Raw genomic sequence first — 25,285 nt, forward strand, 5'->3', positions numbered from 1 at the left:
GCGCAGTTCGAGCACCGGCTGCAGCCGGAAGGCGGCCCGCTTCACCGCGCACCCCCGCGGGACGTCGCAGGCCGCGTCACGCCGATCTCACGATCCGCTGCAGCCACGCCCAGGACTCCTCGGGTGCCGTGGACTCGCCCATGGGCTGCTGCAGGAACGACTCGATGGACGGCGCCAGCATGCGGGCACGGTCGACGAGCGGGTCGCTGCCGGTCTGGTAGGCGCCGATCTCGACGAGCTCCTTCACGTCGCGCAGGGCACCCATGAGCCGGCGGATCTCCCGGGCGTCGGCCATCCGCTCCGGCGGCACCACTGCGCCGGCGACCCGGGAGATGGACTCGAGGACGTCGATGGCCGGGAAGTGGCCGGTGGTCGCGAGCTTGCGGGTCAGCACGATGTGCCCGTCGAGGATGGACCGCGCGGTGTCGGCGATCGGCTCGTTGTGGTCGTCGCCCTCCACGAGCACCGTGTAGAGGCCGGTGATGGAGCCGGTGACACCGGTCCCGGCCTTCTCCAGCAGCTGCGGCATCATCGCGAAGACGCTGGGCGGGTACCCGCGCGTCGCGGGAGGCTCGCCCGCCGAGAGCCCCACCTCGCGCTGGGCCATCGCGGTGCGGGTGATCGAGTCCATCAGCAGCAGGACGTCGCGGCCCTCGTCGCGGAAGGCCTCGGCGATGCGCGTGGCGACGAAGGCGGCCTTCAGCCGCACCAGGGGCGGCTCGTCGGACGTGGCGACGACGACGACCGTGCGGGCCATGCCCTCGGCGCCGAGGTTCTCCTCGAGGAACTCGCGCACCTCGCGCCCACGCTCGCCGATCAGGCCGATGACCCGCACGTCGGCGTCGGTGCCGCGGGTGATCTGCGCGAGCAGGCTCGACTTCCCGACCCCCGAGCCGGCGAAGATGCCCAGGCGCTGCCCCTTGCCGCAGGGCACGAGGGTGTCGAGGGCGCGGACGCCGAACGTCAGCGGCTCCTCGACACGGGTCCGGCTGAGCGCGTGCGGGGTCTCGCTCGACAGGTCGACGAAGGCGACCCGGGAGCCCAGGGCCGGACCGCCGTCGACCGGCCGGCCCAGACCGTCGAGCACCCGGCCCAGCAGCGCCTCGCCGACGGGCACCTGCAGGGGCATCCCGGTGGCCCGCACCGGTGCGCCGGAGTGGACGCCCGACAGGTTGCCGAGCGGCATGCAGGTGAGCCGGTCGCGCCCCACGGCGACGACCTCGGCCAGGAGGGGGCGGTCGCCGGGGTTGACCTCGACGAGGTCACCGACCGCGGCGCTGATGCCGTCGACGCTGAGGGTCAGGCCCATGGCGCCGGTCACCGAGCCGGTCACCTGCGGCCGGGCGGCGGCGCGCGCCCGGGTGAGCACGGTGGCGGGGAAGCTCATGCGCTGAGGACCGCCTGCACCCGCTCGAGCGCGGCACCGAGCTGCGCGTCGATCCGGCGGGGGCCGGTCTCCGCGACGGCCCCGGCCCGCTCGACCGCGGGGTCGCCGACGACACGCACGGTGTCCGGCAGCCCGGCGAGCGCGGAGTCGGGGATCTCGGCCAGGTCGTCGGGATGCACCCGGACCACGGTGGGGGCGTCGGCCGGGCACAACGCCAGAGCGCGACGGACGGCGTCGAGCACCGGGGAGTCGGCCAGCGCGAGCTCGCGTCCCAGCAGGTCCTCGACCAGCGTGAGCACCGTGCCGATGACCGTCTCCCGGACGTCGTCCGCGACGGGGACCGACGCCTCCTCGAAGCGTGCCGCGGCGGCGGCGAGGGCCGCGGTGGCCGACGCCATCCGCCGCTCCCACCGGGCCTGCACGTCGGCGAGCCGCTCGGCCGCCGCCCGCTCGGTCTCGGCGACGACGGCCGCCGCCGCGGTCATGCCCTCGGCATGGCCGGCGGCGAAACCCTCCGCGCGCGCGTGCTCCCGCAGCCGCGCCAGCTCTTCGGCGTAGACGTCGCCGAGCCGGAAGGAGGGCCCCCCGCCGGTGACCGGCAGGTCGGCCGCCCGGCGGATGGTCGACCGCCGCTCGACCGGCTGCGCGGGCGGCTCGGGCTGCTGCGCCGTGCCCTCCTCGGGGCGCGGCCTCCGGTACGGGGTGGCCCGCTGCGCGGCACCGGCGCGCAGCAGGACCCCCTCACGCGACGAACTCATCGTCCTGTCCGCGGGTGATGGTCAGGACGCCCTGCTCCTCGAGCGTGCGGATGACGCCGACGACCTTGGCCTGGGCCTCCTCGACCGTGCGGGTGCGGACCGGGCCGAGCAGCTCGATCTCCTCGTTGAGGTTCTCGGCGGCGCGCTCCGACAGGTTCCGGACCACCTTGTCGCGCACATCGGGTCGCACACCCTTGAGCGCGGTGGCCAGGTCGTTGGCCTCCACCTCGCGCAGCACCTGCTGCAGGGAGCGGTCGTCGATGGTGACGATGTCCTCGAAGACGAACATCTGCGACCGGACCTGCTCGGCGAGCTCGGGGTCGGTGTTGTCCAGCCACTCGAGGATCGAGCGCTCGGTGGGTCGCGGCGAGCGGTTGATGATCTCGACGAGGGTCTCGACGCCGCCCACGGTGGTCATGTCCTGGTGCGCGAGCAGCGACCCCATCCGGCGGCCCAGCTCCTCCTCGACGAGGCGGACCATCTCCGGCGACGTCCGGTCCATCGTCGCGATCCGGTGTGCGACCTCGGCCTGCAGTTCCGGGGCGAAACCGGAGAGCACCTCGGCCGACTGCGCGGCGGTCAGGTGGGCGAGGACCAGCGCGATGATCTGCGCGTGCTCGTCCTTCAGGAAGGTGACCAGCTGGCGCACGTCGGCGTTCCGCAGGGAGGCGAACGGCACCTCGGTGTAGACGACGTTGAGCCGGGAGAGGATGCCCTCGGCCTTGTCCTCGCCCAGGCCGGCGGCCAGGATCTCGCGCGCGAAGTCGACGCCGCCCCGGCCGATGAAGTGCTGGGCGGTCATGAGGCCGTGGAACTCGTTCATGACGCCGTCGACGTCCTGGGACTCGACCGAGCCCAGGGCCATCAGCTCCCGCGTCAGCGACTCGACCTCGCGCGGGCGGAGCTTGGACAGGATGGTTCCGGCCTCCTCCTTGGACATCTGGGCGAGGAAGACCGCGGCCTTGCGCAGGCCCGGGAGCTCCGGCCGCTCCGGGGCCGCGGGAACGGCCGGGAGGTTGCCTCCGCCGAGCCCGACGAGCTGCTCCATGCTGGCCATCGTCACGACTTGTTCTCCGTCAGCCAGCCGCGCAGCATCGCCGCGACCTCGTCCGGGCGCTCGCTGACCATTGCCGAGATCTCCCCCCGTACCTTCTGCCGTTCGGCCGCCTCGAGCTCCAGGGCGCGGGCGTCGACCTCGACCGCCTCGCGGGTGCTCTGGATGCGGAGCCGGTCGAGCTCGGCGAGCATGTCGTCGCTCAGCTCGAGGGGCTCGTAGTCCTCCTCGACCTCGCCCCGGCGGCGGGAACGCAGCCAGACGAGCAGGACGACGAGCGCGATGCCGGCCGCGATCCCGCCGGTGCGGATCATCGACCACATCTGGGCGCTGGCCTCGGCCTCGCGGGCCGCCTCCATCTCCGCGGCTGCCTCGTCGGCCGCGGTGGTGTCGAACGGCATGGAGGCGACGGTGATGTCGTCGCCACGGGCCGCGTCGAGGCCCACCGCGTTGCCCACGAGGTCGCGGATCTGCTGCTGGTTGAGGTTGCCCGCCACGGCGTCGTCCATGACGACGGACACGGTCAGCCGGTTGAGGCCGCCGGGGGCGCCCTCGGTGACCGTGGTGGTCTTGCCGACCGCGTTGTTCGACGTGGTCGACTCCTTCTCGTAGGTGGAGTTGCCGCCGCCGGCGTTGGCCGCCGCGTCGGGCATGTTCTCCGGGCCGAGGACGCCGCCGACGGGCGTGCCCGTCCCGGTGTAGTTCTCGGTGGTCGTGCTCTCGGAGACCGGCGGCGTGTCCGCGTCGTAGGTGTAGGTCTCCGACGTCGTGTCGCTCTGCGAGAGGTCGACGTCGGCACGGACGGAGACGACGGCGCGGTTGGGCCCGACGACGCGGTCGAGGATGGCCTGCGCGTTGTTCTTCAGACGCGCCTCGTACTCCTGCTCGACCTGCGAGCGGGCGTCGCCGGCCGCGGCCGTGATGCCCGTGCCGGGTGCCGACAGCACCTGTCCGGCAGCGTCGGTGACGGTCACCTGGTCGGGCTCCATGTCCTGGACGCTGGAGGAGACGAGGTTGGTGACCGCCTGGATCTGCTCCCCGGACAGCGCGGTGCCGGGGGCCAGGTCGAGCAGCACCGATGCCGTGGGCTCGGACTCCTCGGTCACGAAGACCTCGTCCTCGGGCAGGGCGACGTGCACGACGGCCGAGTTCACGCCCTCCAGCGCCTCCAGGGTCTTGGAGAGCTCTCCTTCCAGCGCGCGCTGGTAGGTGACCTGCTGCTGGAACTCGCTGGTGGTGATGCCCTGCTCGTCGAGCAAGGCGTAGCCGGTGTCCTGGCCGGCCGGCAGGCCCTGGCCGCTCATGGTCAGGCGCAGGTCGTACACCTGGTCCTTGGCCACCATGATCGTCTGCCCGCCGTCGGTGAGCTCGTAGGCGACGCCCGCGGCGTTGAGCTCGTCGACGATCGCGGAGGCGTCGGTGGAGGCCAGGTTCGAGAACAGCGGTGCCTGGGTGGGGGCGGTGATCCAGCGGAAGAAGAAGAACCCGCCGAGGGTCAGCCCGACGAGCAGAAGGCCGATGACTACCTTCTGCCCCAGGCTGATCGTGTCGAACGTGGAGCGGGCACGCTCCATCGTCCCGGCGAGAGCCGACTTCATCAGACGGGCATCCTCATGATCTCGTTGAAGGCCTCAACGGCCTTGTTCTTGAAGGTCACGACCATCTCGGTCGCCAGCGACGCCTCGTTCCTGGCGATCATGTAGTCGTGGACGTCCTTCAGGTCGCCGGTGGCGGCCTGGGCGGCCAGCTCGTCGGCGGCCGCCTGGGTGCCCTGCAGTTTGTCGAAGGACGCCGCGAGGACCGCGGCGAAACCGTCGGCGTTCTGGGCCTGGGGGACGCCCTCGGTGGCGCCGGCGACGCCGGTGATCGCGCCGACGCCGACGGGGAGGATCCCGCCGATCGGGGAGGTCATGGTCAGCCCTTCCCGAGCTGCAGCGCAGCCTGGTAGGCGCTGGTGGCCCGCTCGACGACGGCCAGGTTGGCCTGGTAGCCCCGCTGGGCCATCAGGAGCTGGGTCATCTGGTCACCGAGGTCGATGTCGGGGTACTTCACGTAGCCCTCGGCGTCGGCGAGCGGGTGGTCGGGCTGGTACACCATGCGGCCCTCGGGGTCGCCGAACTCGGCGCGCGCGACGCGGACGCCGCCGTCCCCGGAGCCGTAGTCCACGGCCTGGGCCACGACGAAGCGCTCCTGGAACGCGTCCTCGTCGGTGCGCCGGACCGTGTTGATGTTGGAGATGTTGTCCGAGACGGCGTCGAGCCACTTGCGGTGGACCATGAGGCCGGACCCGGAGATCCCGAGCGTGTGGAAGATGCTCACGTCACGCCGTCCTCAGTGCCGTGCGCAGCGAGTTGTACTTGCCGTCCAGGGCGTTGAGGGCCAGCTGGTACCGCAGGCCGGTCTCGGTGGCGATCAGCGTCTCGGCGTCGAGGTTCACGTTGTTGCCGTTGGTGTTGGTCGGCTCCAGCGAGCGCGCGACCGTTCCGCCGTCGATCGCCGGGGTCTCACCTTGGCGGAGTGCGCCGCGCAGCGAGGACTCGAAGTCCACGCGGCCGGCCAGGAAGCCTGGTGTGTTGACGTTGGCGATGTTGTCGGCGGTGACGCGCTGGCGCTGGGCCAGGCCGGAGAGGCTGGCGTGCAGCGCCGCGGGGGTGATCTCGCCGATCATGGAGCGGGTCGCCGACGGGTGCAGCAGAACACGTTCGACCTCCGGGTACGCGGAAGGCACTCGCGAGCGAGTGCGGGGTCCGCCGATCCGTGGCGAAGTGGTGCTGTCCGTGCTCAACCCTCATCGGCACACCGGGCTCCGGGCCTGACCGCGGTTCCACCACACGAGGGACACGCGCGCCGGACGGGAAGGCGGTGACCCCTGTGACCAGCGGTGACCTCGCCGTTTCCCGCGTCGACCGGGGCGCCTGAGTTGGCAGCATCCGTGCACCCGTGCCGGCGGCAGCCGTGCTTCACCGCGATAAAGCACAACGCCGCGAACGAGGACGCCCCGTCATCGACGTACCGATGGCGGGGCGGTCGTTCGCGGCGCTGGAGTGCGGGACGGAGGGCTGGTCTCGGAGGGCTGGGCTCAGAGGGCCTGGTCGATGAAGGACGCGACCGGCCGGGTCGGGCCGTAGGACATGCGGGCGGCGACGTCGCGCTGCTTCTGCGACTGCGTGATCCGCTCGACGAGCGCCTCGGCGACGGCGAGCTGGTGCTGCAGCAGGCGGGCGGCGCGCTCCCGCAGGTCCGGCGGCAGAGGGCCCAGGGTCGACGGCGGGACCCAGTCGTCGGCCCGTCGTCCCCAGGCGGCGATCTCCTCGGCGCGGCCCCGGGCCATGGTCTGCTCGGCGGCGAGCACCTCGCCCTCGAGCTGGTCGAGCACGACCGCCCAGTTCACCGGCGGGGGAGTGCGCCCCTGGCCGTCGTCCGGGCCTGCGCCGGTCACGACGAACTGCCGGCCAACGTGGCCGCGGCCGCCCGCCACGCGTCGCGCAGGGGCTCCACCACCTGGCGGCAGGAGGAGATGCGGTTGGTGTCCAGCTTGACGTTGGCCTGCATCAGCTCGCCGATGAGCCAGTTGTAGAGCGCCGCGAGGCGGGGGCCGCCCTCCCACGCGTCGACCTGCAGGCTGGACAGCAGCTCGATCACGATCGACTGGGCGTGCTGCAGCTGCTCGCTCGCCGCCTCGCGCTCGCCGGCGGCCGCGGCCTTCTGCGCACGCTCGAGGTCGAGGGCCAGCCGGTCGTACAGCATCACGAGCACCTGCTGCGGCGAGCTCGTCGCGACGGCGTCGCCGAGGTAGCGGGCGCGGAGGGATGCGGCACTCATCGAGGGGTTCTCCTGGAGCGTGGGGAAGGTCGGTGCGGTGACGGGCGGGATCAGGACGACGGCAGCGAGTTGATCTGCCCGGCCAGCCAGGTGGACTGGTTGCGCAGCCCGCTCAGGGCGGTCTCCATGGCGGTGAACTGCCGGGTCAGGGTCTCCTTCCGCTTGGCCAGCCGCAGGTCCCAGGCCGCGATCCGGTCCTGGATGTCCTTGGCGACGGAGTCCTGGCCCTTGGCGAGGGCCACCAGTGAGCCGGTCGTGCTGTCCGACGCCGACTTGGCGACCCCGAGCAGGCGCTCGGCGATGCCGGTGACGGCGGGTACGGCCGCGCCGTTGAGGGTCGTCGCGGGCCCTCCGGCGACCATGCGCGTCGCGAGCTCGGGGGTGTCCTTGAGCGCGGTGGTGAACTTGGCCTTGTCGAAGGTGATCTTCCCGTCGCGCGTCAGCTGGAAGCCGACCTTGGCGGGGGAACCGTGCGGGCCGACGGCCTCCGAGACGGCGTCCAGCAGCCGGCCGGAGAGCGAGGAGACGGAGAAGTCCCCCTTGAGCGCGGCGGTGCTGCCCGGGGCGTTGGAGGTGTAGGTCTTCACCGTCGACAGTGCGGAGTTCACCGCGTCGACGAGGGTCTGGACCTTGGTGGCCACGCTGTCGGGGTCGTCGGTGACCGACACGGTGATCTGGCGGGTCGGGTCGACCTTGGTCACGGTGACCGAGACGCCGTCCATGAGGTTGCTGAAGGTGTTGGTCGGCGAGCTGGCGACCTGGCTCCCGCCGAGGTCGATCGTCGCGTTCTGCCCGGTCTCGTTGACCGTGAACTGCAGGCCGGCGTCCGCGACCATCTCGTTGTTGCTCTTCACCGCGAAGACGCCGGGGGTGCCGGAGGTCTCGCTGGTGAGCTGCAGGCGGTACTTGCCGGTCTCGACCTGGACGGCCGTGGCCCGCACGCCGAGCTTCTTGTCGTTGATCGCCTTCACGGCGTCGGCGAGCGTCGCCGAGGTACCCACGCTCACCGAGCCGCGGGAGGTGCCGGTGGCGACGTCGATGATCTCGATCGGCCAGGTGAGCTCCTGGGCGGAGCCGTCGGCCTTCTTGTGGACGTTTGCGGTGGTCGAGCCCCACTCGGCGACGCTCAGGACCCGGTGCGTCTTCGCCAGCCCGGTCACCGCGAAGGTGACCGTGCTGCCGTTCACCGCGGTGGCCGAGGCGGTCGCGGTGACGTCGGTGGAGCTGCTGGCGGCCTTGCGGGCCGACGTCAGCGCGGAAGCAGAGAGCGCCTCGGCGGCGGCGCGGATGGCGGCGAACGTCGTGTTGACGGTGCGGTAGGCCGACGCGGCCATCTGGGCCGCGCCCAGCCGGGTCTTCAGGGCGGTCTGCGGCGCCGCCTCGGCCTGGAGGAGCTGGCTGACCAGGGTCCCGGTGTCCATGCCGGAAATCAGGCCGGTGCTCAGGCTCATCGTCATGTGCTGCCTCCTGGACGGACGGGGACGGGCCGGGTGCGAGTGAGGGGGGAGGCCCGAGGGCCTCCCCCCTCACTCGGGGTACTGCTGAGGAACTGCTGCGCGCCTCAGCTGTTCAGCTGACCGGGATCAGCGGAGCAGCGACAGGACGCCCTGCGAGGCCTGGTTGGCCTGCGCGAGCATCGCGGTACCGGCCTGGGACAGGATCTGGTTCCGGGTGAACTGGACCATCTCCTGCGCCATGTCGGCGTCGCGGATGCGGCTCTCGGACGCGGTCAGGTTCTCGACCGCGACGTTGAGGTTGTTGATGGTGTGATCGAACCGGTTCTGGATGGCACCCAGGTCGGCACGAGTGGTGGACACGCTCTTGATGGCCGTGTCGATCAGGCCGATGGCGGCGCTGGCGCCGCTGGCCTGCGAGAACACCGGGCTCAGCTTCGCCGCGTCGGCAGCGGTGGTACCCGCTCCCGGGGTGGCGCCGGTGAAGACCATGCTGGTGGCGCTGCCGACGAACGGGGTACCCGTGGTGCCCAGTGCCGCGTTGGCAGCGGTGTTCAGCTTGGTCTCACGCTGAGCCGCGGTGTCGGTGGCGAGGTACTGCACCGACGACAGGTCGAACGTCTTGCCGTTGTAGCTGATGGTGCCCTTCAGGGTGTCGAAGGTCGTCGCCTGGGTGAAGTCACCGTTGATGGTGACGGTGCCGGCCGCCGGGGTGCCCTGGTCGTCGGCGACTGCGCCGACCTGGGTCACCGTCAGGGTGCCGGCACCGGTGACGTCGACACCGCTGACGCCCAGGCCGGTGGCGTCCATGCCCTTGGTCGGGGTGCCGATCTGGACGGCGATGGTCTCGCCGGCGTTCGAGCCCACCTGGAAGGTGGAGGCGAAGCTGCCGTCGAGGAGCTTCTTGCCGTTGAAGGTGGTCGTGCTGGCGATCCGGTCCAGCTCGGACTTGAGCTGGCTGATCTCCGACTGCACGTTCTTCTTGGCCTCGGCGTTCAGGCCACCGTCGTTGCTGGACTGAACGGCCAGGTCGCGCATGCGCTGGAGAATGCTGTGCGTCTCGGTGAGCGCACCTTCAGCGGTCTGCACGACCGAGATGCCGTCCTGGGTGTTGCGGACGGCGACCTTCAGGCCACCGATCTGAGAGCGCAGGCCCTCCGAGATGGCCAGACCGGCCGCGTCGTCGGCGGCACGGTTGATGCGGAAGCCGGAGGAGAGCTTCTCCAGCGACTTGCCCATCTGGCCGTCGGTGACGGACAGGTTGCGGTACGCGTTGAGCGCCGCGATGTTGGTGTTGACGCGCAGACCCATGGTGTTCCTCCTTGGACGGGGTCTTACTGGGACTCCCGCTGCATCCGTGCTGCGGGCCGTGCTGGTGTCGCACTGCTGATTACGGCGTGGGGCCGGTGGGACTTGAGGCGAACCGGGCGTCTTTTTCGCCGGTTTTCACCCGGGTGGGTTGCGCGGCCGTGCGGAGGTGTCACCGCAGCAGCGACAGGACGCCCTGTGAGGCCTGGTTGGCCTGCGCGAGCATCGCGGTGCCGGCCTGGGACAGGATCTGGTTCCGGGTGAACCGGACATCTCCTGCGCCATGTCGGCGTCGCGGATGCGGCTCTCCGAGGCGGTCAGGTTCTCCGCCGCGGCGTCGAGGTTGCGGGTGGTGTGCTCCAAGCGGTTCTGCAGGGCCCCGAGGTCGGCGCGCACCGCGGAGACAAGCGCGATGGCCGCGTCGACGGTGCCGAGCTCCCCGGTCGCCGCGGCGAAGGCAGGGGTCGCTCGTGCGACGTCGGCGGCCGAGTCGCTGAGCGCCCGCCCGTACCCGATGCCGCCGGGGTCGGCCGTGTAGCCGGGCACGGCCTCCTGCAGGAAGAACTGCAGGGCGTCCGTGGCCGGTGGCGTGATGAACGGCCCCGCCGTGAGCCCCAGCGCCCCGCGCGCGGCCACGTTGACCTGCTCGAGCAGGTCGTCGCTGTCGACCGTTCCGCTCCCGTCGGTGTCGGCCGTGGCGTCGTAGGCGACGGACGCCAGGTCGAACGACCGGCCGCCGAAGGCCAGCACACCGTCGAGAGCCTCGAACGCCGACGCGTCGAAGCCGGCGCCGCTGAAGTCCGCCGTCCCGGCCGGCTTCCTCCACGTGAGGATCGCCGGCTGGGTGCTCGAGGCCGCCGTCGACACCGACACCTGCCCCGGACCGGGGAAACCGGGCCCCGTGAGGAACTCGTACGTCGTCGGGTTGGTGCCCCCGACCGTGGTGTCGAGGCCGAGGACGCCCAGCCCCGCGGCGGTCATCGCGATGCCGAGGCCGACCGGGATCGTCTGCCCGGCGTCGGCACCCACGTGGAAGGTGGTCGAGAAGCTGCCGTCGAGCAGCCTCGTGCCGTTGAAGGCCGTGGTGCCGGCGATCCGGTCCAGTTCGTCCTTGAGCTGCCGCATCTCCGAGCGGAGGGCGCCCGTGGCGTCGTCGTCCAGCGCTCCTTCGTTGGCGGCCTGGACGCCCAGGTCGCGGATCCGCTGCAGGATCGCGTGCGTCTCGGCCAGTGCGCCCTCGGCGGTCTGCAGGACCGAGATGCCGTCCTGGGCGTTGCGGACAGCGACCTTCAGCCCCCCGATCTGCGAGTCGAGACCCTCCGAGATGGCCAGTCCCGCCGCGTCGTCGGCGGCGCGGATGATGCGCAGGCCCGAGCCGAGCTTCTCCAGCGACGCGCTCATCCGGCCGTCGGTCGTCCCCAGATGCCGGTGAGCGTTCAGGGCCGAGATGTTGGTGTTGACGGTCAGGCTCATGCCACCTCCCGGTCGGCGTCGGCGGGTGTGCGTGGAGGGCAGGCAGTCGCGTCAGGCGAGCCGGGCGGTCGTCTCTTGCGCGGGCAGCGGCGCGAACGGCCAGTCGGACCGTGAGCGGGGCAGCGGGGGCGCCGGAGGCTGAGGCGCGCCGGCGCGACCGGTGACCCGGTCCAGATAGGCCCGCTGCTGGTTCCGGGCGCGAACCCCGCCGTCCGCCGGCACCGCCGTGCCGTCCCAGATCTCGCTCATCGCGGCATGGAGCAGGGTGAGGGCGCGGGCGCGCATCTGGGAGACGCGGCTCAGGGTGACGCCCAGGTCCTGCGCGATGTCGGTGAGTGATTCGTCACCGAAGAAATTGCGCTCCACCACCTCGTCGAGGCGGTCGGGCAGCGCGCGGATCGCCTCGTGCAGGTAGCGGGCCCGCTCGCCCCGCAGAACCGCACGCTCGGGCGACTCACCACTGTCAGGCAGGTCCAGGGTGCTGCCGTCCGGACCGGACTCCGCGTCGATGCTCACCATGACGGCCCGGTGGACGTCGACCTGGAGACTGTCGAGCTCACTGCGGGCCACCCCGAGGCTGGCGGCCAGCTCCTCGCGGGAGGGCGGCCGGCCCAGCGAGATGGTCAACGCGTCGGCGGCGGCCTCGCTGCGTCGCGCCGCCGCCCGCACCGACCGGCTGGCCCAGTCCCCCGAGCGGAGCTCGTCGAGGACCGCGCCCTGCAGCCGGGCCAGGGCGTAGGTGGCGAACGAGGCGCCGGCCGACGGGTCGAACCGCTTGGCCACCTCGACCAGCGCCACGTGGGCGCAGGACAGCAGGTCGTCCCGGCTGACGTGACCCGGCAGCGAGATCCGGGCGGCCACCGCGTTGACCGCGAAGGAGGCCAGTGGCAGGTGCTCGGTCACGAGGGCGTCGATCTCGGCCTGCGAGCGGCCCCGCCCTGGTTGCGGGTAGGTGCGCCCCGACCCGGGCCGCTCGTCGTGCGACCGCGCATGCGTCGGACGCTGACGTTCAGCCGTCGGGCGCTGATGCGGTGGGCCGTCGGTGGCCAGGGCGCGGGCTGCACTCACGTTCCTTCTTCTCGGCTGCCCGTGGCGCACACGGCACCGCCCTCGGCACAAAAGCACCCGAACTTGAGCGGCGACTTCCGGCTTCGGCTTGAGGCCCCCTCGCGGAGTGCCGATGGCAGCTCGACGAGGAAACCCGCCGGGGGCAGGAACGACCGGCCGGGCGACGAGAGACGACGGAAGGGCGGTGGACACGTGGACTACCAGCACCTGTCGACGTTGCTGTGGCGGGAGCAGGAGCTCCTGGACCTGCTGCTGTTCAAGGCCGAGGAGAAGCAGTACCTGATCCTCACCGGCAAGACGCGCTGGCTGGCGCGGATCGCCCACGAGATCGAGGTGGTCCTCGACCAGCTGCGCACCCTCGAGGTGGAGCGTGCCGCAGCCACCGAGGCCATCGCCGTGACGCTCGGGATCGGGGCCAACCCCTCCCTCCGCCAGGTGGCCGACGCCGCCCCCGCACCGTGGAACGACCTGTTCGCCAAGCACCACGAGGCCCTGCTCGTGCTGGTGACCGACCTCCGCAGCCTGTCCGACACCAACCGCGAGCTGATCGAGGGTGGGCTGTCGGCCATCGGTGACGCGCTCATGTCGGCGAAGACCCCGACGGCCGGCACCTACGGCAACACCGGACGCAACACCGACACCGGCGCACACCGGGCGGTCACGCTGGACGGCATCCTGTGAACGAGCTCGCGAGTTCACACAGGGGCATCGGAGCCCTGCGAACGCAGACGACGAGCGCCAGCGAGGAGTCCAAGTGAGCACGTTCTCCGGGCTCAACGCGGCGACGACGGCGCTGTGGGCGCAGCGTCGCGCGCTCGACGTCACGGGTCAGAACATCGCCAACGTCAACACCGAGGGCTACTCCCGGCAGCGCGTCGACCTGCAGGCCATCGGCGGCAGCACCATCCCGGCCTTCTACTCCACGAGCCCCGGCATCGGGGCCGGTGTCAGCGCCGACGACGTCCAACGGATCCGGGACGCCTTCCTCGAGGGCCGCGGCCACACCGAGCACGCCAACAGCGCCCGCCTGCTGGTCGAGGCCGACACCCTCGAGCAGGTCGAGACGGCGTTCCGCGAGCCAGGGGACACCGGCATCCAGAGCCTGCTGTCCGAGATGTGGGACGGGTGGGAGGACCTCCACAACTCGCCCGACACCGATGCGGCACGGACCCAGGTCATCGAGCGGCTGGAGACGCTGGTCGGCGGGTTGCAGTTCAGCTCCGCCTCCCTCGAGGCGCAGTGGAAGCAGACCCGTGAGAACCTCGACGTGCTAGTCAAGGACGTCAACGCCGCGGCGGCGACGGTCGCCGAGCTGAACAAGGCGATCCGGGTCGCTAACCAGGCCGGCCTGCCGGCCAACGACCTCTCGGACAAGCGGGACGTCCTGGTCATGAAGCTCGCTGACCAGGTGGGCGCCACCGTCCGGCCCGGCCAGTACGGCACGCTCGACGTGGTGGTCGGGGGCATGGCCCTGGTGTCGGGGAGCAACTCCTACGAGCTCGCCGTCGCGGGGCCGATCGACCCCGACCTGATCACCGCGACGGACAAGCCGCGGATCGTGACCGCATCCGGCAACTACCCGGTCGCGGCCGGCGGCACGGGCGGTGGCCAGCTCAGCGCCCTCAACGTCCTCATCCCGAACTACCGCACCCAGCTCGACGGGATCGCCAAGGGCCTGGCCGACTCGCTGAACGCGGCGCACGCCACCGGCTTCGACCTGGCGGGCAACCCGGGCGGCGACGTCCTGGGTTCCCTGTCGGGGCCGATCACCGCGGCCTCCATCTCCGTCGTCATCAGCGACCCGAAGCTGATCGCGGCGTCGTCCGTCGGCCCGACGGCCGGCGTGCCTGCCCTGGACAACGGCAACGCCGACAAGATCGCCCAGCTGCGTCAGCAGGTCACGGGAACCGACGCCACCTACCGCAAGATGATCGTGGAGCTCGGGGTGCAGGCCGCCGTGGCCATCCGGAACCAGGACATCCAGGCGGTCATCACGACCCAGGTCGATGCCGCGCGGGAGTCGGTGGCCGGCGTGAACCTCGACGAGGAGATGACCAACATGCTGTCCTACCAGCACGCGTACTCCGCGGCCGGTCGCATGATCACGGCGATCGACCAGACGCTGGACACCCTGATCAACCGCACCGGGCTCGTGGGGCGGTGACCTGAGTGCGCATCACCCAGCGCGCCGTCGCGCTCACCAGCCTCCAGGGCCTCAACCGCAACCTCGACGCCGTCGGCAAGCTGCAACAGCAGCTCACCTCCGGCCGGCTCATCAACGCGCCGTCGGACTCGCCGACCGGCACGAACCGGGCCATGCAGCTCCGCTCCGAGCAGGCCGCCGTGGCGCAGCAGGCCCGCAACATCAGCGACGCCAAGGGATGGCTCGAGCAGGGGGACTCCACCCTGCGCGAGATGCTCGACACGACCCGACGGGTCCGCGACCTGACGGTGCAGGGCCTCAACACCGGGGCCGTGTCCGACGCGAGCCAGCAGTCGCTGGCCACGGAGGTCGCCTCCCTGCGGGAAGGCCTGCTCGCCCTGGCCAACACCGCCGTGCAGGGCCGGCCCGTCTTCGGCGGCGTGACGCCGGGCGGGAAGGCCTACAACGACGACGGCACGTGGGCCGGGCTCGCCGGCCCGGAGGTCACCCGCCGGCTGTCGGAGAGCGAGAAGGTGCGGGTCGACCTGACCGGCCCGGAGGCCTTCGGCCCGGACGGCAGCAACCTGTTCGACATCGTCGGGCGGATCGCCACCAACCTGACCACCGACCCGGTGGCCCTCGAGACCGACCTCGCCGACCTCGACGTCGCCATCAAGCGGATGTCCACGTCGGTGGCCGACATCGGGGCACGGGCCTCCCGTGTCGACCGCGCCGAGCAGCTGAACTTCGACCGCTCGGTCACCCTGCAGGGCTCGCTCGGCGAGACGGAGAACGTCGACCTGCCCAACACCATCATGAAGCTGCAGATGCAGCAGGTGGGGTACGAGGCGGCCCTCGCCGCGACGGCGAAGGCGATCTCACCGACCCTCCTCGACTACCTCCGCTGATGAACGCCCGTCCCGCTCCCGTGCACTCCCGGCCGAGGAGGCTGCCCGCATGACGCCGTTCCCGGCCCTGACCCTGGCCGACGCGCCCGCGGGGACGCCGGCGGTCGTCCCGGCCACCGCCCGGGTGCAGATCCTGTCCCTGGCCGAGCCGCTCCCGGGCTTCCCCGGCTACCGGGACTACGTCCTCGTGCCCGCCGAGGACGCCGGCCGGCTCGCCTGGCTGCAGTCGGTCGCTCCTGACGGTCCGCGATTCCTGGTCGCGTCCGCGGCGGACTGGTTCCCTGACTACGCCCCGACCCTGCCCGGCGCCGTGTGCGTCGAGCTCGGTCTCGCCGACACCCGCGAGGCCCGGCTCCACTGCCTGGTGACCGTTCCGGTCGGCGACGTCGCCGGGGCCACCGCGAACCTCCGCGCCCCCGTGGTGGTCAACCCGGCGACCCACCGGGCCCGTCAGGTCGTCCTCCTGGACGCCGCACATCCCATCAGGCGGCCACTGCGCCGATAACTGACACTGGTGCGCCGTGCGATCGTGCGGCGCGCCGCCCGCAGGTCGGGCACCGCCAAGGACGGCATCACCACACACCCATGGAGGGGTACTCGTGCTCACACTCACCCGCAGCGTCGGCGAGACGATCCGCATCGGCGACGACATCGAGGTCCACGTCGTCGAGGTGCGTGGCGGCACCGTGCGGCTGGGATTCAAGGCCCCCCGCGAGGTGGCCATCCATCGCGAGGAGGTCTACCGGCAGATCGCCGAGGCGAACCTCCTGGCCGCCCAGGTGACGGCCGACAGCCTCGGGGCGCTGGCCGCCTTCGCGCCGTCCGCGGGGGCGGCCGAGGCCGTCACCGCGGCGGCGGACGAGGCGGCCGGCGCGGCCGACGCGGCCGGGGGCGACGTCCCGGCCTGACAGATCTGCATGGTCGGGAGTCGGTCCGGTTTGGCAAGGCCTGCCGACGTGTCCATCGCCCAGCCCTCAGGAGGCGCGACACGGGCAACTTCTGCCGAAGTATGCCCGCAGGCCTGCGTATGACACGGCGAGTGTTGTGCCCTCGGTTGCCGAGGGCATGAGGCAGATTTCTCCCCACGCAAGTGACAGGGGGCGATCAGCATGCAACGCAGTGCAGTCAACGCACAGGCCATGGAGCAGGGCGAGCCGGAGTCGGTGATCGTCCACGTCCAGCTCCGGCCGCGCCGGGGTGCGACCCGCAAGTGCCTGGCCGCCCTGGCCGCGCTGGCCGCCGAGCACGACGACGTGTCCTTCGCCGTGACCGGGCTGAGCAAGGACGATCGCGTCGTCCGCGTGACCGTCGGCGTCGACCTCGGACCGCGCACCGCCGTGGCCAAGTTCTCGCCGCAGGCCCAGGCCGCGTACGCGTTCGTCAGCGCCATCTTCACCTCGCTGTACGACCACATGCCGGTCTACACCGCCGAGCCCAGCGGCGCGGAGCGGGCCGCGGCCGCGATGCTCATCGAGAAGGCCTCGGCCGGCATGTCGGCCGCCGACGTCCTCGAGGGCCTGCCCACCACGCCGGCGTCGCCGGTCCCCGCGCCCCGCATGCCGGGACCGGGCGAACCCATCCCGGCCTGACGACCTCCGCGTCACTTCCGGGTCCCCTTCCCCGGGTCCCGTCCTTCCCCGTAGTGCCAGGAGTACCGGTGTCCGATTGCGCCTCGTCTTCCAATGCCATAGCCCCAACGTCCACCGCCACCGACAACCGCACCCGTGTCCGCCAGCCGCTGGTCTTCGGCGGCATCCCGGAGGGCGACGGCTGGTCTCTCGCCCCGATCACCCCGCGCGACCGCGTCCACTTCCGCGTCGACCACGAGCTCCCGCTGGAGAAGTTCCGCAGCGAGCTCCCCGACGGCGTCACGGTCAGCTACGACCAGGGCGACGGTCTCTACCGGGTCGACGGCGCCTGCGGCTCGGCGGCGGTGCTGGCCGACTGGATCCGGGCCTGGGCCGGACGGCACGGCTCGACGACGATCGGCCTGCGGGCCGAGACCGGCGTGCGGCGGCGTGCCCCCCGCGACCTGCCGGCCGAGTACCTGAACGACCTCTGCCGCCACTACGGCCCGGTCAGTCTCAAGCGCCTGCAGCGCAACATGAGCACGATCCGCCTGCACCTGCCCGACCCGGACGACCTGGGCCAGCAGGTCTACGAGTGGGTGCTCAAGGCCGTCAGCCAGTACGACGAGACCAAGGGCGTCCCCTTCGGCGCGTTCCTGGCCACCCAGCTGTCGAAGTGGGTGCACGACCTCGGCCGCAACGCCCACGGCCGGACCGCCGCCGACACCGAGCACAAGCAGCAGAAGGCCATCGCCGCCTTCATCGCCGAGCACCAGCGACGGCCCAGCGAGAAGGAGCTCGCCGCCTTCATGGGGCAGAGCGTGGCCACCCTGCGGCGCAACTCCCAGACGGTGGCGACCCTCAACGGGCTGCGCAACCTGCAGTCGCTCGACGGCGGGCCGGATGCGAGCGAGATCCTGCTGCCGGACTCCTCCGAGGCGCCGGACGAGATCATGGGTGAGGCGGAGCAGACGCTGCTCTCGCACGCCCTCACCGCGGCCTGCGCCCCGGACCCGACCGCCCGGAAGGACCAGCGGGCGGGGCAACCGAACGTCCTGGGCTGGGCCACCTGGTACCTCACCACCTGGGGCGGCCAGACCAAGACCCAGCTATCGCAGGACCTCAACACCTCGGTGCGGAACATGAACGTGTACGCCGACCGGGTGGAGCAGGCGCTCAAGACGCGGCTGGCCGAACTCGTCGACTGACCCCTCGGCCGAGGCAGCCATCCCGGCCCGACCCGGGTTCGCCATCGGCCTGCGGACGGCCGACATGGCCGATCCGGCCGCGCCAGCGGCTCGTCCCGGCACCGCCGGGAACCCGGCTCTCCGCGGCGGGTCCGATCCGGCACGGTGCGGTGCGGATCGGTCGGTGCACGCGTCGACGAGGGTCACGATGCACGCTCGGTGACACGACGCACGGCAGGTCCGGCCGGGGCGCTTCACGCGGCGCCGGAGACACCGGACCCCGCACGGACGGGCGTGCGGTCGGGACCACCCCGGCACGAAAAAGCTCCGCACGGGTCGATCGTGGCGCGGCCCTGCCGATATCCACCACGTGACGCCTCGCCCCCGTATCCGCCACCGCGACGCCGCGGTGCCGTGTGCTGCCGGGCGGCGTCCCGTGCCGGGACGGCTCGCATGAGCGCGCTGCCCGCCGGTGAGCCGGGCCCTGAGGTGCTCGTCCCGCACTGGCTGGCCGGCGCCCAGCGCGCCCAGCTGGCGGCTGCCGTGCGCCAGGCACTCGCGGGTCGCCCGATGCACCCGGTGGCCGCCATCCACCTGGAGGACGTCCTGACCGAGCTGCACGTCGCGGCGGCGCGCGACGCGGTCTGGCCCGCCTCCGCCGCCCGGGTGCGCCTGGCCACCGGCTGGGACGAGGACGTCCTCCCCGTACGGCTGAGCGCGGCCGAGCTGGCCAGCGTCCTCACCCTCGCCGACCTACCGGACGCCGTCCGCGACCTGCTCCGGGGGCCCGCATGATCGACATCCGGTTCGGCGCTTCCTCCGGCCTGCTGCAGCGGCTGCGCCCGGCGCGCATCGGCGTCGGCGACCTCCGCGAGGTGGCCGACGCCCTCCTGCCCTGCCTGGCAACCCCGGGCCTCCGGGCGCGGGTGATCGAGCGTTCGGGCGCCGGCTCGGTGCTCGTCCTCGAGGAGGAGGAGCGATGTGTCCGGGTGGCCCTCGGTGACCTCGCCGACGACATGACCCACGCCGGTGTGCGCCCGACCAGGGTCGCCATCTCCGCCGCCCTGGCGTCCTTCATCGCCCACCGCCCGGTCACCGACGCGGCGGCGGCTGCCGCAGGCATCGCCGTCCTCGACTGGGCGGACCGCGCGCGGACCGCCGTCGGCTGGCGGGTCGTCGTCCGCAGGGGAGAGCTGGCCGTCCCCTGGACGGCGTCCGTCCCCGCCGACGCCGCGACGGTGCACCGCGTCCGCTCGGCCGCGACCGGCCGCTCCCACGACGTGCCGCTGGACCTGCGGACCGAGGGACCGGTGGCCCTGTGGTCGCACCGGTCGGTCCCGGCGCTCGCGACCGCGGCCCTGGTGGCTCCCGAGCTGATGATCGCGCGCATCGCCGCGGCCGGGGTCGCGATGACCGACATGCACGTCGTGGTGACCCCGGAGCGGCCGGTCGCCTGCGCCGGCCCGTCGATCGCCGCCCGGCTGGCCGGGGAGATCTCGGAGGCCAGCGTCACCCTGCCCTGGACCCGCCTGGCCGACCTCCCCTGGCTCTGACGCCCCCAGCTTCCGGTACCGGAAGCTGACCGGGGGAGCTCAGCTTTCGGCACAGAAAGCGGGGGCTGGGAGACCGCGCTAGGAGATGTAGCCGTACTCCCAGTGCCAGGGCTCGGGCTTCTCCCCGCCCGGGGCGGCCCAGTCGGGCTGCACGAAGCCGAACCGGCCCGCGTTGGCCGTCATCCAGGTCCACTGCGGCGAGCCGCTCACGTTGATCCCGCCGCACAGGTCGACCGCCAACGCCCACCCGTGGTTCGACGTGCCCGGCACGGCGGCGAGCTGCGGCTTCCGGGAGAACGCCGCGACCTGCGCGCCCAGCGAGCGGTAGGAGTCGGTGATGCACAGCGGCGTGCCGAACGCGGCCGTGTACGCCGCGTCGAGCTGGCCGTACGAGGCCGCGGCGTCGCAGCGCAGCGCGTGCCGGTGCGTGCCCAGCCGGCAGAGCGTGTCGACCGGGATCTGGCCGTTGCTCCAGCCGCCCCACGCGCCCGTGCGCTCACCGGGCGGCGGCAGGGGAGCACCACAGGCGCCGGCCTCGGCCACGGGCAGCGCCGGATTGGCCTGCTCGGGCCCCGGCAGGGTCACGCGGACCGCAGAGGAGCCGGGCGTCACCGATCGGACGCCGACCTGGTAGGTGCCGGCGGAGGCGCCGATGACCTCACCGCTGCCGACGTAGATGCCGACGTCCTGACCGCCCGGTGCGAAGACCAGGTCACCGATCTGCACGTCGGGGAGCGGCACCGCGGCGCCGGTTGCCCACTGGTCCTGCGGGGTCGCGGGGACCGCGTAGCCGGCCAGCAGCCAGGACGCCGCCGTGAACCCGCCGCAGTCGTAGGCGTCGGGGCCGGTGGCGCCCGGGACGAAGGGCTTGCCCAGCTGAGACAGCGCGCTGCTGACCGCGGCGACGGTCTCCGCGGGCAGGACCGTGACCGGGCTGCTGCCGACCACCGCCCACACGACGCCGGGGATCGGCCGGCCGGCGCCGTCGAGCGCGGGGGAGAGTCCCGGCGGCAGGTCGGTGGGGTCGGTCAGCTCGGTGGCCTGCGGCGGCTCGATGCCGGCCGCGGCGAGCCGCGCCAGGTACTGCTGCCACCGCAGCGTCGCCTCCCGGTTGCGCTCCTGCTGCGGCCCGCTGACCGGCATCGAGCCCAGCCCGGCGAGGACGGACATGACCTCGGGGGTCAGCTCGTCGACCTTCGACCGGACGGTCCGCAGGACCGCTTCGGCGCGGTCGTCCGCGGCCCGGACGGCGGACTCGGCCAGCGCCACCCGGTCGGTGGCCACGGCGAGGGCGAGCCGGCTGCGCTGCGCGCGGACGACGTCCCCGGTGACGACGAGATCGGCGCGCTCGGCCAATGACTGGCGGAAGAGGGTGTCGGACGTCGCGTCGGGGTCGTGGACGCTCAGCGAGAGGAGCGGATAGCGCTGCTGCGGCGCCGCACGGTAGAGCTCGGCGGCCGAGACGCCGACCGTCTGCTGCCGGTCCTCGACATCCGCTCGAGCGGCCTCCTCGGCGGCGCGGGCCTGCTGCAGCTGGGCCTCCCGGCGCGCCACCTCCTGCTCCAGCTGGCGGTAGCGGCCGGCGTCCTCGAGCAGCGAGCTCTGCGCGGTCAGCGCGAGGGCCGTGGCGTCGAGCGGGCCCTGCCCGGGCTCGTCGGCGCCCGGCAGCACGAGGGCGGCCACGGCGGGGAGGAGCACGGTGCTCAGCGCGACCACGCCGAGGCGGGTCGACCACCGTGTCCCCGTGCCGTCGGCCGGACGGGCGGGCGTGCGGCGGCTCTTCCGGTCGACCGGTCGCTGCGCGGGTCGCTTCCCAGCGGGCCGGCCGGACGCCGTGCGCCGAGCCGGAGCACGGGTGCCCGTTCCGGCACCGGGCGTGGTGCGGACGGCCGCGGCCGTCGCGGTGCGGACCGCGGCGGCCTGCTCGGGCGTGAGGGGCCGGCCGGCGGCGAGCGCCGACCGCAGCGCGAGAGCCTCGCGCAGCGCCTGGGCCTCGCGGGCGCTGATGACGGGCCGGGCGCCGGTGCGGGCACGGGTGGAGGACGTGCGTGGTGCAGGCACTGCAGCGTCCCCCGGCGGTCTCGTCGTTCCGTGGCCGGCTCCGGCTGCGGGTGCAGGCGGAGCGTTCTGACCTCGTATCGACGTGCCGGCGGGAGCGGCTGAACGGCTGCCGCGGGGGTCTCACCCCGCCGGGTGAGGGTGAACCTTGCTCCGGGACGACGCGGGTGACCCCTGCGGGGGAGGGATCAGGGTGCCCACCAGGCGCCGTGCCGGTGGGTCAGCGGGATGCGCAGCTCCCCGCCGTCCTCGGTGGAGACCACGACCTCGACCTTGGTGATGCGGACCGGCGGCCCGTCGTCCTCCGGCTCCAGCATGCTGCCGCTGGCCAGGGGGATCGGGGGTACGACGAGGACGTCGTCGCCGGGCGGCTCGGCCATGGGCGGTCCTCCAGGTCTGCGGTCCTCCGAGCGGGCAGGTCGCACCCACCGTAGGGGCGTCTCCCGGACACGGATCGGGCCGGGCACCTTCCCCTGTGGGAAGGTGCCCGGCCCGGTGGCCCGCTCCCGAGGCCGGCCCCGGCGTGCGGGGGCCCGGTGGGCCACGTCCGCCGCCAGCGTGGGGGAGGACGCGGGGTTCTTCTGGCGTCCCTCGTCAGCGCTTGTCGACGGGAACGAAGGCCCGCTCGGTCTCACCGGTGTAGAGCTGACGCGGGCGGCCGATCTTCGTCGCCGGGTCGGCGATCATCTCGCGCCACTGCGCGATCCAGCCGGGCAGCCGGCCGAGCGCGAACAGCACCGTGAACATGCGGGTCGGGAAGCCCATGGCCCGGTAGATGAGGCCGGTGTAGAAGTCGACGTTCGGGTAGAGCTTCCGCTGGACGAAGTAGTCGTCCTTGAGGGCGATCTCCTCCAGCTGCCGGGCGAGGTCGAGCAGCTCGTTGTTGCCGCCGAGCTTGTCGAGCACCGTGTCGGCGGTCTGCTTCACGATCGCCGCACGCGGGTCGTAGTTCTTGTAGACGCGGTGACCGAAGCCCATGAGCTTGACGCCGGGCTCCTTGTTCTTGACCCGCTCGACGAAGCGCGGGATGTCGCCGCCCTCGCGCTGGATGGACTCGAGCATCTCCAGGACCGACTGGTTGGCCCCGCCGTGCAGCGGGCCGAAGAGCGCGTTGATGCCGGCCGAGACCGACGCGAACAGGTTGGCCTGGGAGGAGCCGACCAGCCGGACGGTCGAGGTGGAGCAGTTCTGCTCGTGGTCGGCGTGCAGGATGAACAGCATGTCCAGGGCCTTGACCAGGTCGGGGTCCTGGTCGTAGGGCTCGGCGGGGAAGCCGAAGGTCATCCGGAGGAAGTTCTCGACGAGCCCGCAGGAGTTGTCCGGGTACAGGAACGGCTGCCCGACGGACTTCTTGTAGGCGTAGGCCGCGATGGTCGGCAGCTTGGCGAGCAGCCGGAGGGTGGAGATCTCCACCTGCTCCTGGTCGAAGGGGTCCAGGGAGTCCTGGTAGAAGGTCGACAGCGCGCTGACGGCGGAGGACAGCACCGGCATCGGATGGGCGTCGCGCGGGAACCCGTTGAAGAACATCTTCAGGTCCTCGTGCAGCAGCGTGTGCCGGCGCAGCCGCTGGTCGAACGCGGAGAGCTGGTCGGCGGTCGGCAGCTCCCCGTAGATCAGCAGGTAGGTGACCTCGAGAAAGGTCGACTGCTCGGCCAGCTGATCGATCGGATAGCCGCGGTAGCGCAGGATCCCGGCGTCACCGTCGATGTAGGTGATCGCCGAGGTGCAGGCGGCCGTGTTCACGAAGCCGATGTCGAGGGCGACCTTGCCGGTCGTCGCCAGGAGCTTGCTCGTGTCGAAGCCGTCGGCGCCCTCCGTCGCCTTGACGACGGGCAGGGGCAGTTCTCCACCGGGGTAGCGCAGGGCTACGTCTGTCTCGGTCACGGTTCCGGACGCTACTGGTCGCGCGCCCGTGATGCCCCCCGACGCCGCGCCGGACGGGGTGCGAGATCTGCCGATCCCGCACCCCGGCCGGACGTCAGGGGTGGGTCATCGACAGGACGTCGAGGGCCTCGTCGAGTTGCTGCTCGGTGAGCTTGCCCTGCTCGACGTACCCCCGCTCCAGGACCACCTGGCGGATCGTCTTCTGCTCCTTGAGCGACTGCTTGGCCACGATCGCCGCCTCCTCGTAGCCGATGTACTTGTTCAGCGGCGTGACGATCGACGGGGAGGACTCGGCGTACTCGCGGCAGCGCTCGACGTTGGCGGTGATGCCGTCGACGGTCCGGTCGGCCAGGATCCGGCTGACGTTGGCCAGCAGCCTGATCGACTCCAGCACGTTGCGGGCCATGAGCGGCAGCGTCACGTTGAGCTCAAAGTTGCCCGTCGTCCCCGCGAAGGTGACCGCCGCGTCGTTGCCGATCACCTGCGCGGCGACCTGGATGGTCGCCTCCGGGATCACCGGGTTCACCTTGCCCGGCATGATCGAGCTGCCCGGCTGCAGGTCGGGCAGGAAGATCTCCGCCAGCCCGGTCCGGGGGCCCGAGCCCATCCACCGCAGGTCGTTGGCGATCTTCACCAGGCCGACAGCGATGGTCTTGAGCTGGCCGGAGGCCTCCACCAGCGCGTCGCGGGAACTCTGCGCCTCGAAGTGGTCGCGCGCCTCCGACAGCGGCAGGTCCATCTCGGCGGCCAGCTTCTCGATGATCGCCGCGGCGAAACCGGGAGGCGTGTTGATGCCGGTGCCGACGGCGGTGCCGCCCAGGGGCAGTTCCCCGACACGGGGGAGCGAGGCCTGGAGCCGCTCGACGCCGTACCGGACCGCCGCCGCGTAACCGCCGAACTCCTGCCCGAGGGTGACCGGGGTGGCGTCCATCAGGTGGGTGCGCCCGCTCTTGACCACCTCGGCGAACTCCTCGGCCTTGCGCTCGAGGGAGGCCTCGAGGTGCTGCAGCGCCGGGATGAGGGTCACGACGATCGCCCGGGTGGCCGCGATGTGGATGGCCGAGGGGAAGACGTCGTTGGACGACTGCGAGGCGTTGACGTGGTCGTTGGGGTGCACCGGCCGGCCCAGCGACTCGGTCGCGAGCGTGGCGATGACCTCGTTGGTGTTCATGTTGCTCGACGTCCCGGACCCGGTCTGGAAGACGTCGATCGGGAAGTGCTGGTCCCAGTCGCCGCGCGCGACGGTCGCAGCTGCCTCGGTGATGGCGCGGGCCACGTCGCCGTCCAGCACGCCCAGATCGGCGTTGACGGTGGCGGCCGCGCCCTTGATGGCGGCCAGCGCGCCGATGAGCTCGCGCTCGATGGGGGTGCCGGAGATGGGGAAGTTCTCGACGGCGCGCTGGGTCTGGGCCCGCCACTTGGCCCAGGCGGGAACGCGGACCTCCCCCATGGAGTCGTGCTCGATGCGGTACCCGCCGGCGTCCTGTCCGGTGCCGTCCTGCTGTGGGGCCACGCTGCGCTCCCGTGTGTGATGGATGGTGACAGTGCTCCGGGAGGGACCCTAGACACCCCCGGCGGCCCGGCCGGTCCCGCCCTCGCCGCGGTCGGCCGATGAGCGGTGTGCGGCGGCGGACCAGCGGCCGGACACCGATCCCGAGGA

At 72.3% G+C, this 25,285-nt stretch carries 25 protein-coding genes and 1 pseudogene; 9 read left to right on the forward strand and 17 right to left on the reverse strand.

Annotation, left to right across the window (positions count from 1 at the left end):
- Window positions 1–76: 76 nt before the first annotated feature.
- The 13 genes and pseudogenes from ACFSHS_RS10160 to ACFSHS_RS10220 all read right to left on the reverse strand — a co-directional run bounded on the left by ACFSHS_RS10160 (window position 77) and on the right by ACFSHS_RS10220 (window position 12,159).
- Window positions 77–1,387: a FliI/YscN family ATPase gene (locus ACFSHS_RS10160; protein WP_376874797.1), complete on the reverse strand. Its 1,311-nt coding sequence runs from the start codon at window positions 1,385–1,387 to the stop codon at window positions 77–79.
- Window positions 1,384–2,145, reverse strand: coding sequence for a FliH/SctL family protein (locus ACFSHS_RS10165; RefSeq protein ID WP_376874800.1), 762 nt, complete (start codon window positions 2,143–2,145; stop codon window positions 1,384–1,386). The genes ACFSHS_RS10160 and ACFSHS_RS10165 overlap by 4 nt, the downstream gene beginning before the upstream one ends.
- Window positions 2,129–3,202: a flagellar motor switch protein FliG gene (gene fliG / locus ACFSHS_RS10170; protein ID WP_376875183.1), complete on the reverse strand. Its 1,074-nt coding sequence runs from the start codon at window positions 3,200–3,202 to the stop codon at window positions 2,129–2,131. The genes ACFSHS_RS10165 and fliG overlap by 17 nt, the downstream gene beginning before the upstream one ends.
- 2 nt (window positions 3,203–3,204) lie before the next feature.
- Window positions 3,205–4,797 (reverse strand): flagellar basal-body MS-ring/collar protein FliF, encoded by a 1,593-nt coding sequence (gene fliF, locus ACFSHS_RS10175; RefSeq protein ID WP_376874803.1) that lies wholly within the window; start codon window positions 4,795–4,797, stop codon window positions 3,205–3,207.
- Entirely contained in the window at window positions 4,797–5,111 is a 315-nt protein-coding gene (gene fliE, locus ACFSHS_RS10180) for a flagellar hook-basal body complex protein FliE (protein ID WP_376874806.1), read from the reverse strand. Before fliE ends, fliF begins: the two co-directional genes overlap by 1 nt.
- A 2-nt stretch (window positions 5,112–5,113) precedes the next feature.
- On the reverse strand, window positions 5,114–5,518 hold the full coding sequence (locus tag ACFSHS_RS10185) for a flagellar basal body rod protein FlgC (protein WP_376874809.1): 405 nt from the start codon (window positions 5,516–5,518) through the stop codon (window positions 5,114–5,116).
- A 1-nt stretch (window position 5,519) separates the two neighbouring features.
- Window positions 5,520–5,867 carry a flagellar basal body rod protein FlgB gene (gene flgB, locus ACFSHS_RS10190; RefSeq protein ID WP_376874812.1) on the reverse strand — a complete coding sequence of 116 codons (348 nt, stop codon included), beginning with the start codon at window positions 5,865–5,867 and terminating at the stop codon, window positions 5,520–5,522.
- Window positions 5,868–6,278: 411 nt separating this feature from the next.
- Window positions 6,279–6,638: a hypothetical protein gene (locus ACFSHS_RS10195; RefSeq protein ID WP_376874815.1), complete on the reverse strand. Its 360-nt coding sequence runs from the start codon at window positions 6,636–6,638 to the stop codon at window positions 6,279–6,281.
- Complete coding sequence (fliS, locus tag ACFSHS_RS10200; protein WP_376874818.1) at window positions 6,635–7,021, reverse strand: flagellar export chaperone FliS; 387 nt, start codon at window positions 7,019–7,021, stop codon at window positions 6,635–6,637. The genes ACFSHS_RS10195 and fliS overlap by 4 nt, the downstream gene beginning before the upstream one ends.
- 50 nt (window positions 7,022–7,071) lie before the next feature.
- Window positions 7,072–8,478 carry a flagellar filament capping protein FliD gene (fliD, locus tag ACFSHS_RS10205; protein WP_376874821.1) on the reverse strand — a complete coding sequence of 469 codons (1,407 nt, stop codon included), beginning with the start codon at window positions 8,476–8,478 and terminating at the stop codon, window positions 7,072–7,074.
- A 126-nt stretch (window positions 8,479–8,604) separates the two neighbouring features.
- On the reverse strand, window positions 8,605–9,786 hold the full coding sequence (locus tag ACFSHS_RS10210; RefSeq protein WP_376874824.1) for a flagellin N-terminal helical domain-containing protein: 1,182 nt from the start codon (window positions 9,784–9,786) through the stop codon (window positions 8,605–8,607).
- A 169-nt stretch (window positions 9,787–9,955) separates the two neighbouring features.
- Window positions 9,956–11,256 (reverse strand): annotated as a pseudogene (locus tag ACFSHS_RS10215) (flagellin N-terminal helical domain-containing protein).
- Window positions 11,257–11,307: 51 nt separating this feature from the next.
- Window positions 11,308–12,159, reverse strand: coding sequence for a sigma-70 family RNA polymerase sigma factor (locus tag ACFSHS_RS10220; protein ID WP_376874827.1), 852 nt, complete (start codon window positions 12,157–12,159; stop codon window positions 11,308–11,310).
- A 357-nt stretch (window positions 12,160–12,516) separates the two neighbouring features.
- On the opposite strand from ACFSHS_RS10220, the gene ACFSHS_RS10225 reads away from it, so the two are divergent.
- From ACFSHS_RS10225 to ACFSHS_RS10265, 9 genes are all read left to right on the forward strand, one after another.
- Window positions 12,517–13,005 (forward strand): flagellar protein FlgN, encoded by a 489-nt coding sequence (locus ACFSHS_RS10225; RefSeq protein WP_376874830.1) that lies wholly within the window; start codon window positions 12,517–12,519, stop codon window positions 13,003–13,005.
- 73 nt (window positions 13,006–13,078) lie between these two features.
- Window positions 13,079–14,488, forward strand: a complete 1,410-nt coding sequence (flgK, locus tag ACFSHS_RS10230; RefSeq protein WP_376874833.1) for a flagellar hook-associated protein FlgK — start codon at window positions 13,079–13,081, stop codon at window positions 14,486–14,488.
- Between the two features lie 5 nt (window positions 14,489–14,493).
- The gene (gene flgL / locus ACFSHS_RS10235; RefSeq protein ID WP_376874836.1) at window positions 14,494–15,375 is read left to right on the forward strand and encodes a flagellar hook-associated protein FlgL; all 882 of its coding nucleotides are present in this window, start codon (window positions 14,494–14,496) and stop codon (window positions 15,373–15,375) included.
- A gap of 49 nt (window positions 15,376–15,424) precedes the next feature.
- Window positions 15,425–15,880: a flagellar assembly protein FliW gene (fliW, locus tag ACFSHS_RS10240; protein WP_376874839.1), complete on the forward strand. Its 456-nt coding sequence runs from the start codon at window positions 15,425–15,427 to the stop codon at window positions 15,878–15,880.
- 94 nt (window positions 15,881–15,974) lie between these two features.
- Window positions 15,975–16,283 carry a carbon storage regulator CsrA gene (csrA, locus tag ACFSHS_RS10245; RefSeq protein ID WP_376874842.1) on the forward strand — a complete coding sequence of 103 codons (309 nt, stop codon included), beginning with the start codon at window positions 15,975–15,977 and terminating at the stop codon, window positions 16,281–16,283.
- Window positions 16,284–16,484: 201 nt separating this feature from the next.
- Window positions 16,485–16,964: a hypothetical protein gene (locus ACFSHS_RS10250; protein WP_376874845.1), complete on the forward strand. Its 480-nt coding sequence runs from the start codon at window positions 16,485–16,487 to the stop codon at window positions 16,962–16,964.
- A 68-nt stretch (window positions 16,965–17,032) separates the two neighbouring features.
- Window positions 17,033–18,151 (forward strand): sigma-70 family RNA polymerase sigma factor, encoded by a 1,119-nt coding sequence (locus ACFSHS_RS10255; RefSeq protein WP_376874848.1) that lies wholly within the window; start codon window positions 17,033–17,035, stop codon window positions 18,149–18,151.
- A gap of 432 nt (window positions 18,152–18,583) precedes the next feature.
- Window positions 18,584–18,925 carry a hypothetical protein gene (locus ACFSHS_RS10260; protein ID WP_376874851.1) on the forward strand — a complete coding sequence of 114 codons (342 nt, stop codon included), beginning with the start codon at window positions 18,584–18,586 and terminating at the stop codon, window positions 18,923–18,925.
- Entirely contained in the window at window positions 18,922–19,683 is a 762-nt protein-coding gene (locus ACFSHS_RS10265; protein ID WP_376874854.1) for a hypothetical protein, read from the forward strand. The genes ACFSHS_RS10260 and ACFSHS_RS10265 overlap by 4 nt, the downstream gene beginning before the upstream one ends.
- 78 nt (window positions 19,684–19,761) lie before the next feature.
- On the opposite strand, the gene ACFSHS_RS10270 is transcribed toward ACFSHS_RS10265, so the two are convergent.
- From ACFSHS_RS10270 to ACFSHS_RS10285, 4 genes are all read right to left on the reverse strand, one after another.
- Complete coding sequence (locus ACFSHS_RS10270) at window positions 19,762–21,744, reverse strand: NlpC/P60 family protein (protein ID WP_376874857.1); 1,983 nt, start codon at window positions 21,742–21,744, stop codon at window positions 19,762–19,764.
- Window positions 21,745–21,929: 185 nt separating this feature from the next.
- Entirely contained in the window at window positions 21,930–22,121 is a 192-nt protein-coding gene (locus ACFSHS_RS10275) for a hypothetical protein (protein ID WP_376874860.1), read from the reverse strand.
- A gap of 214 nt (window positions 22,122–22,335) precedes the next feature.
- Window positions 22,336–23,625 (reverse strand): citrate synthase, encoded by a 1,290-nt coding sequence (locus ACFSHS_RS10280; RefSeq protein ID WP_376874864.1) that lies wholly within the window; start codon window positions 23,623–23,625, stop codon window positions 22,336–22,338.
- Window positions 23,626–23,719: 94 nt separating this feature from the next.
- A complete protein-coding gene (locus ACFSHS_RS10285) occupies window positions 23,720–25,138 on the reverse strand; it encodes a class II fumarate hydratase (protein WP_376874867.1) in 1,419 nt (472 codons plus the stop codon).
- Between the last annotated feature and the right edge of the window lie 147 nt (window positions 25,139–25,285).

It is taken from the genome of Blastococcus deserti (genome assembly GCF_042682525.1).
In the GTDB taxonomy this organism is placed as follows: Bacteria; Actinomycetota; Actinomycetes; order Mycobacteriales; family Geodermatophilaceae; genus Blastococcus_B; species Blastococcus_B deserti.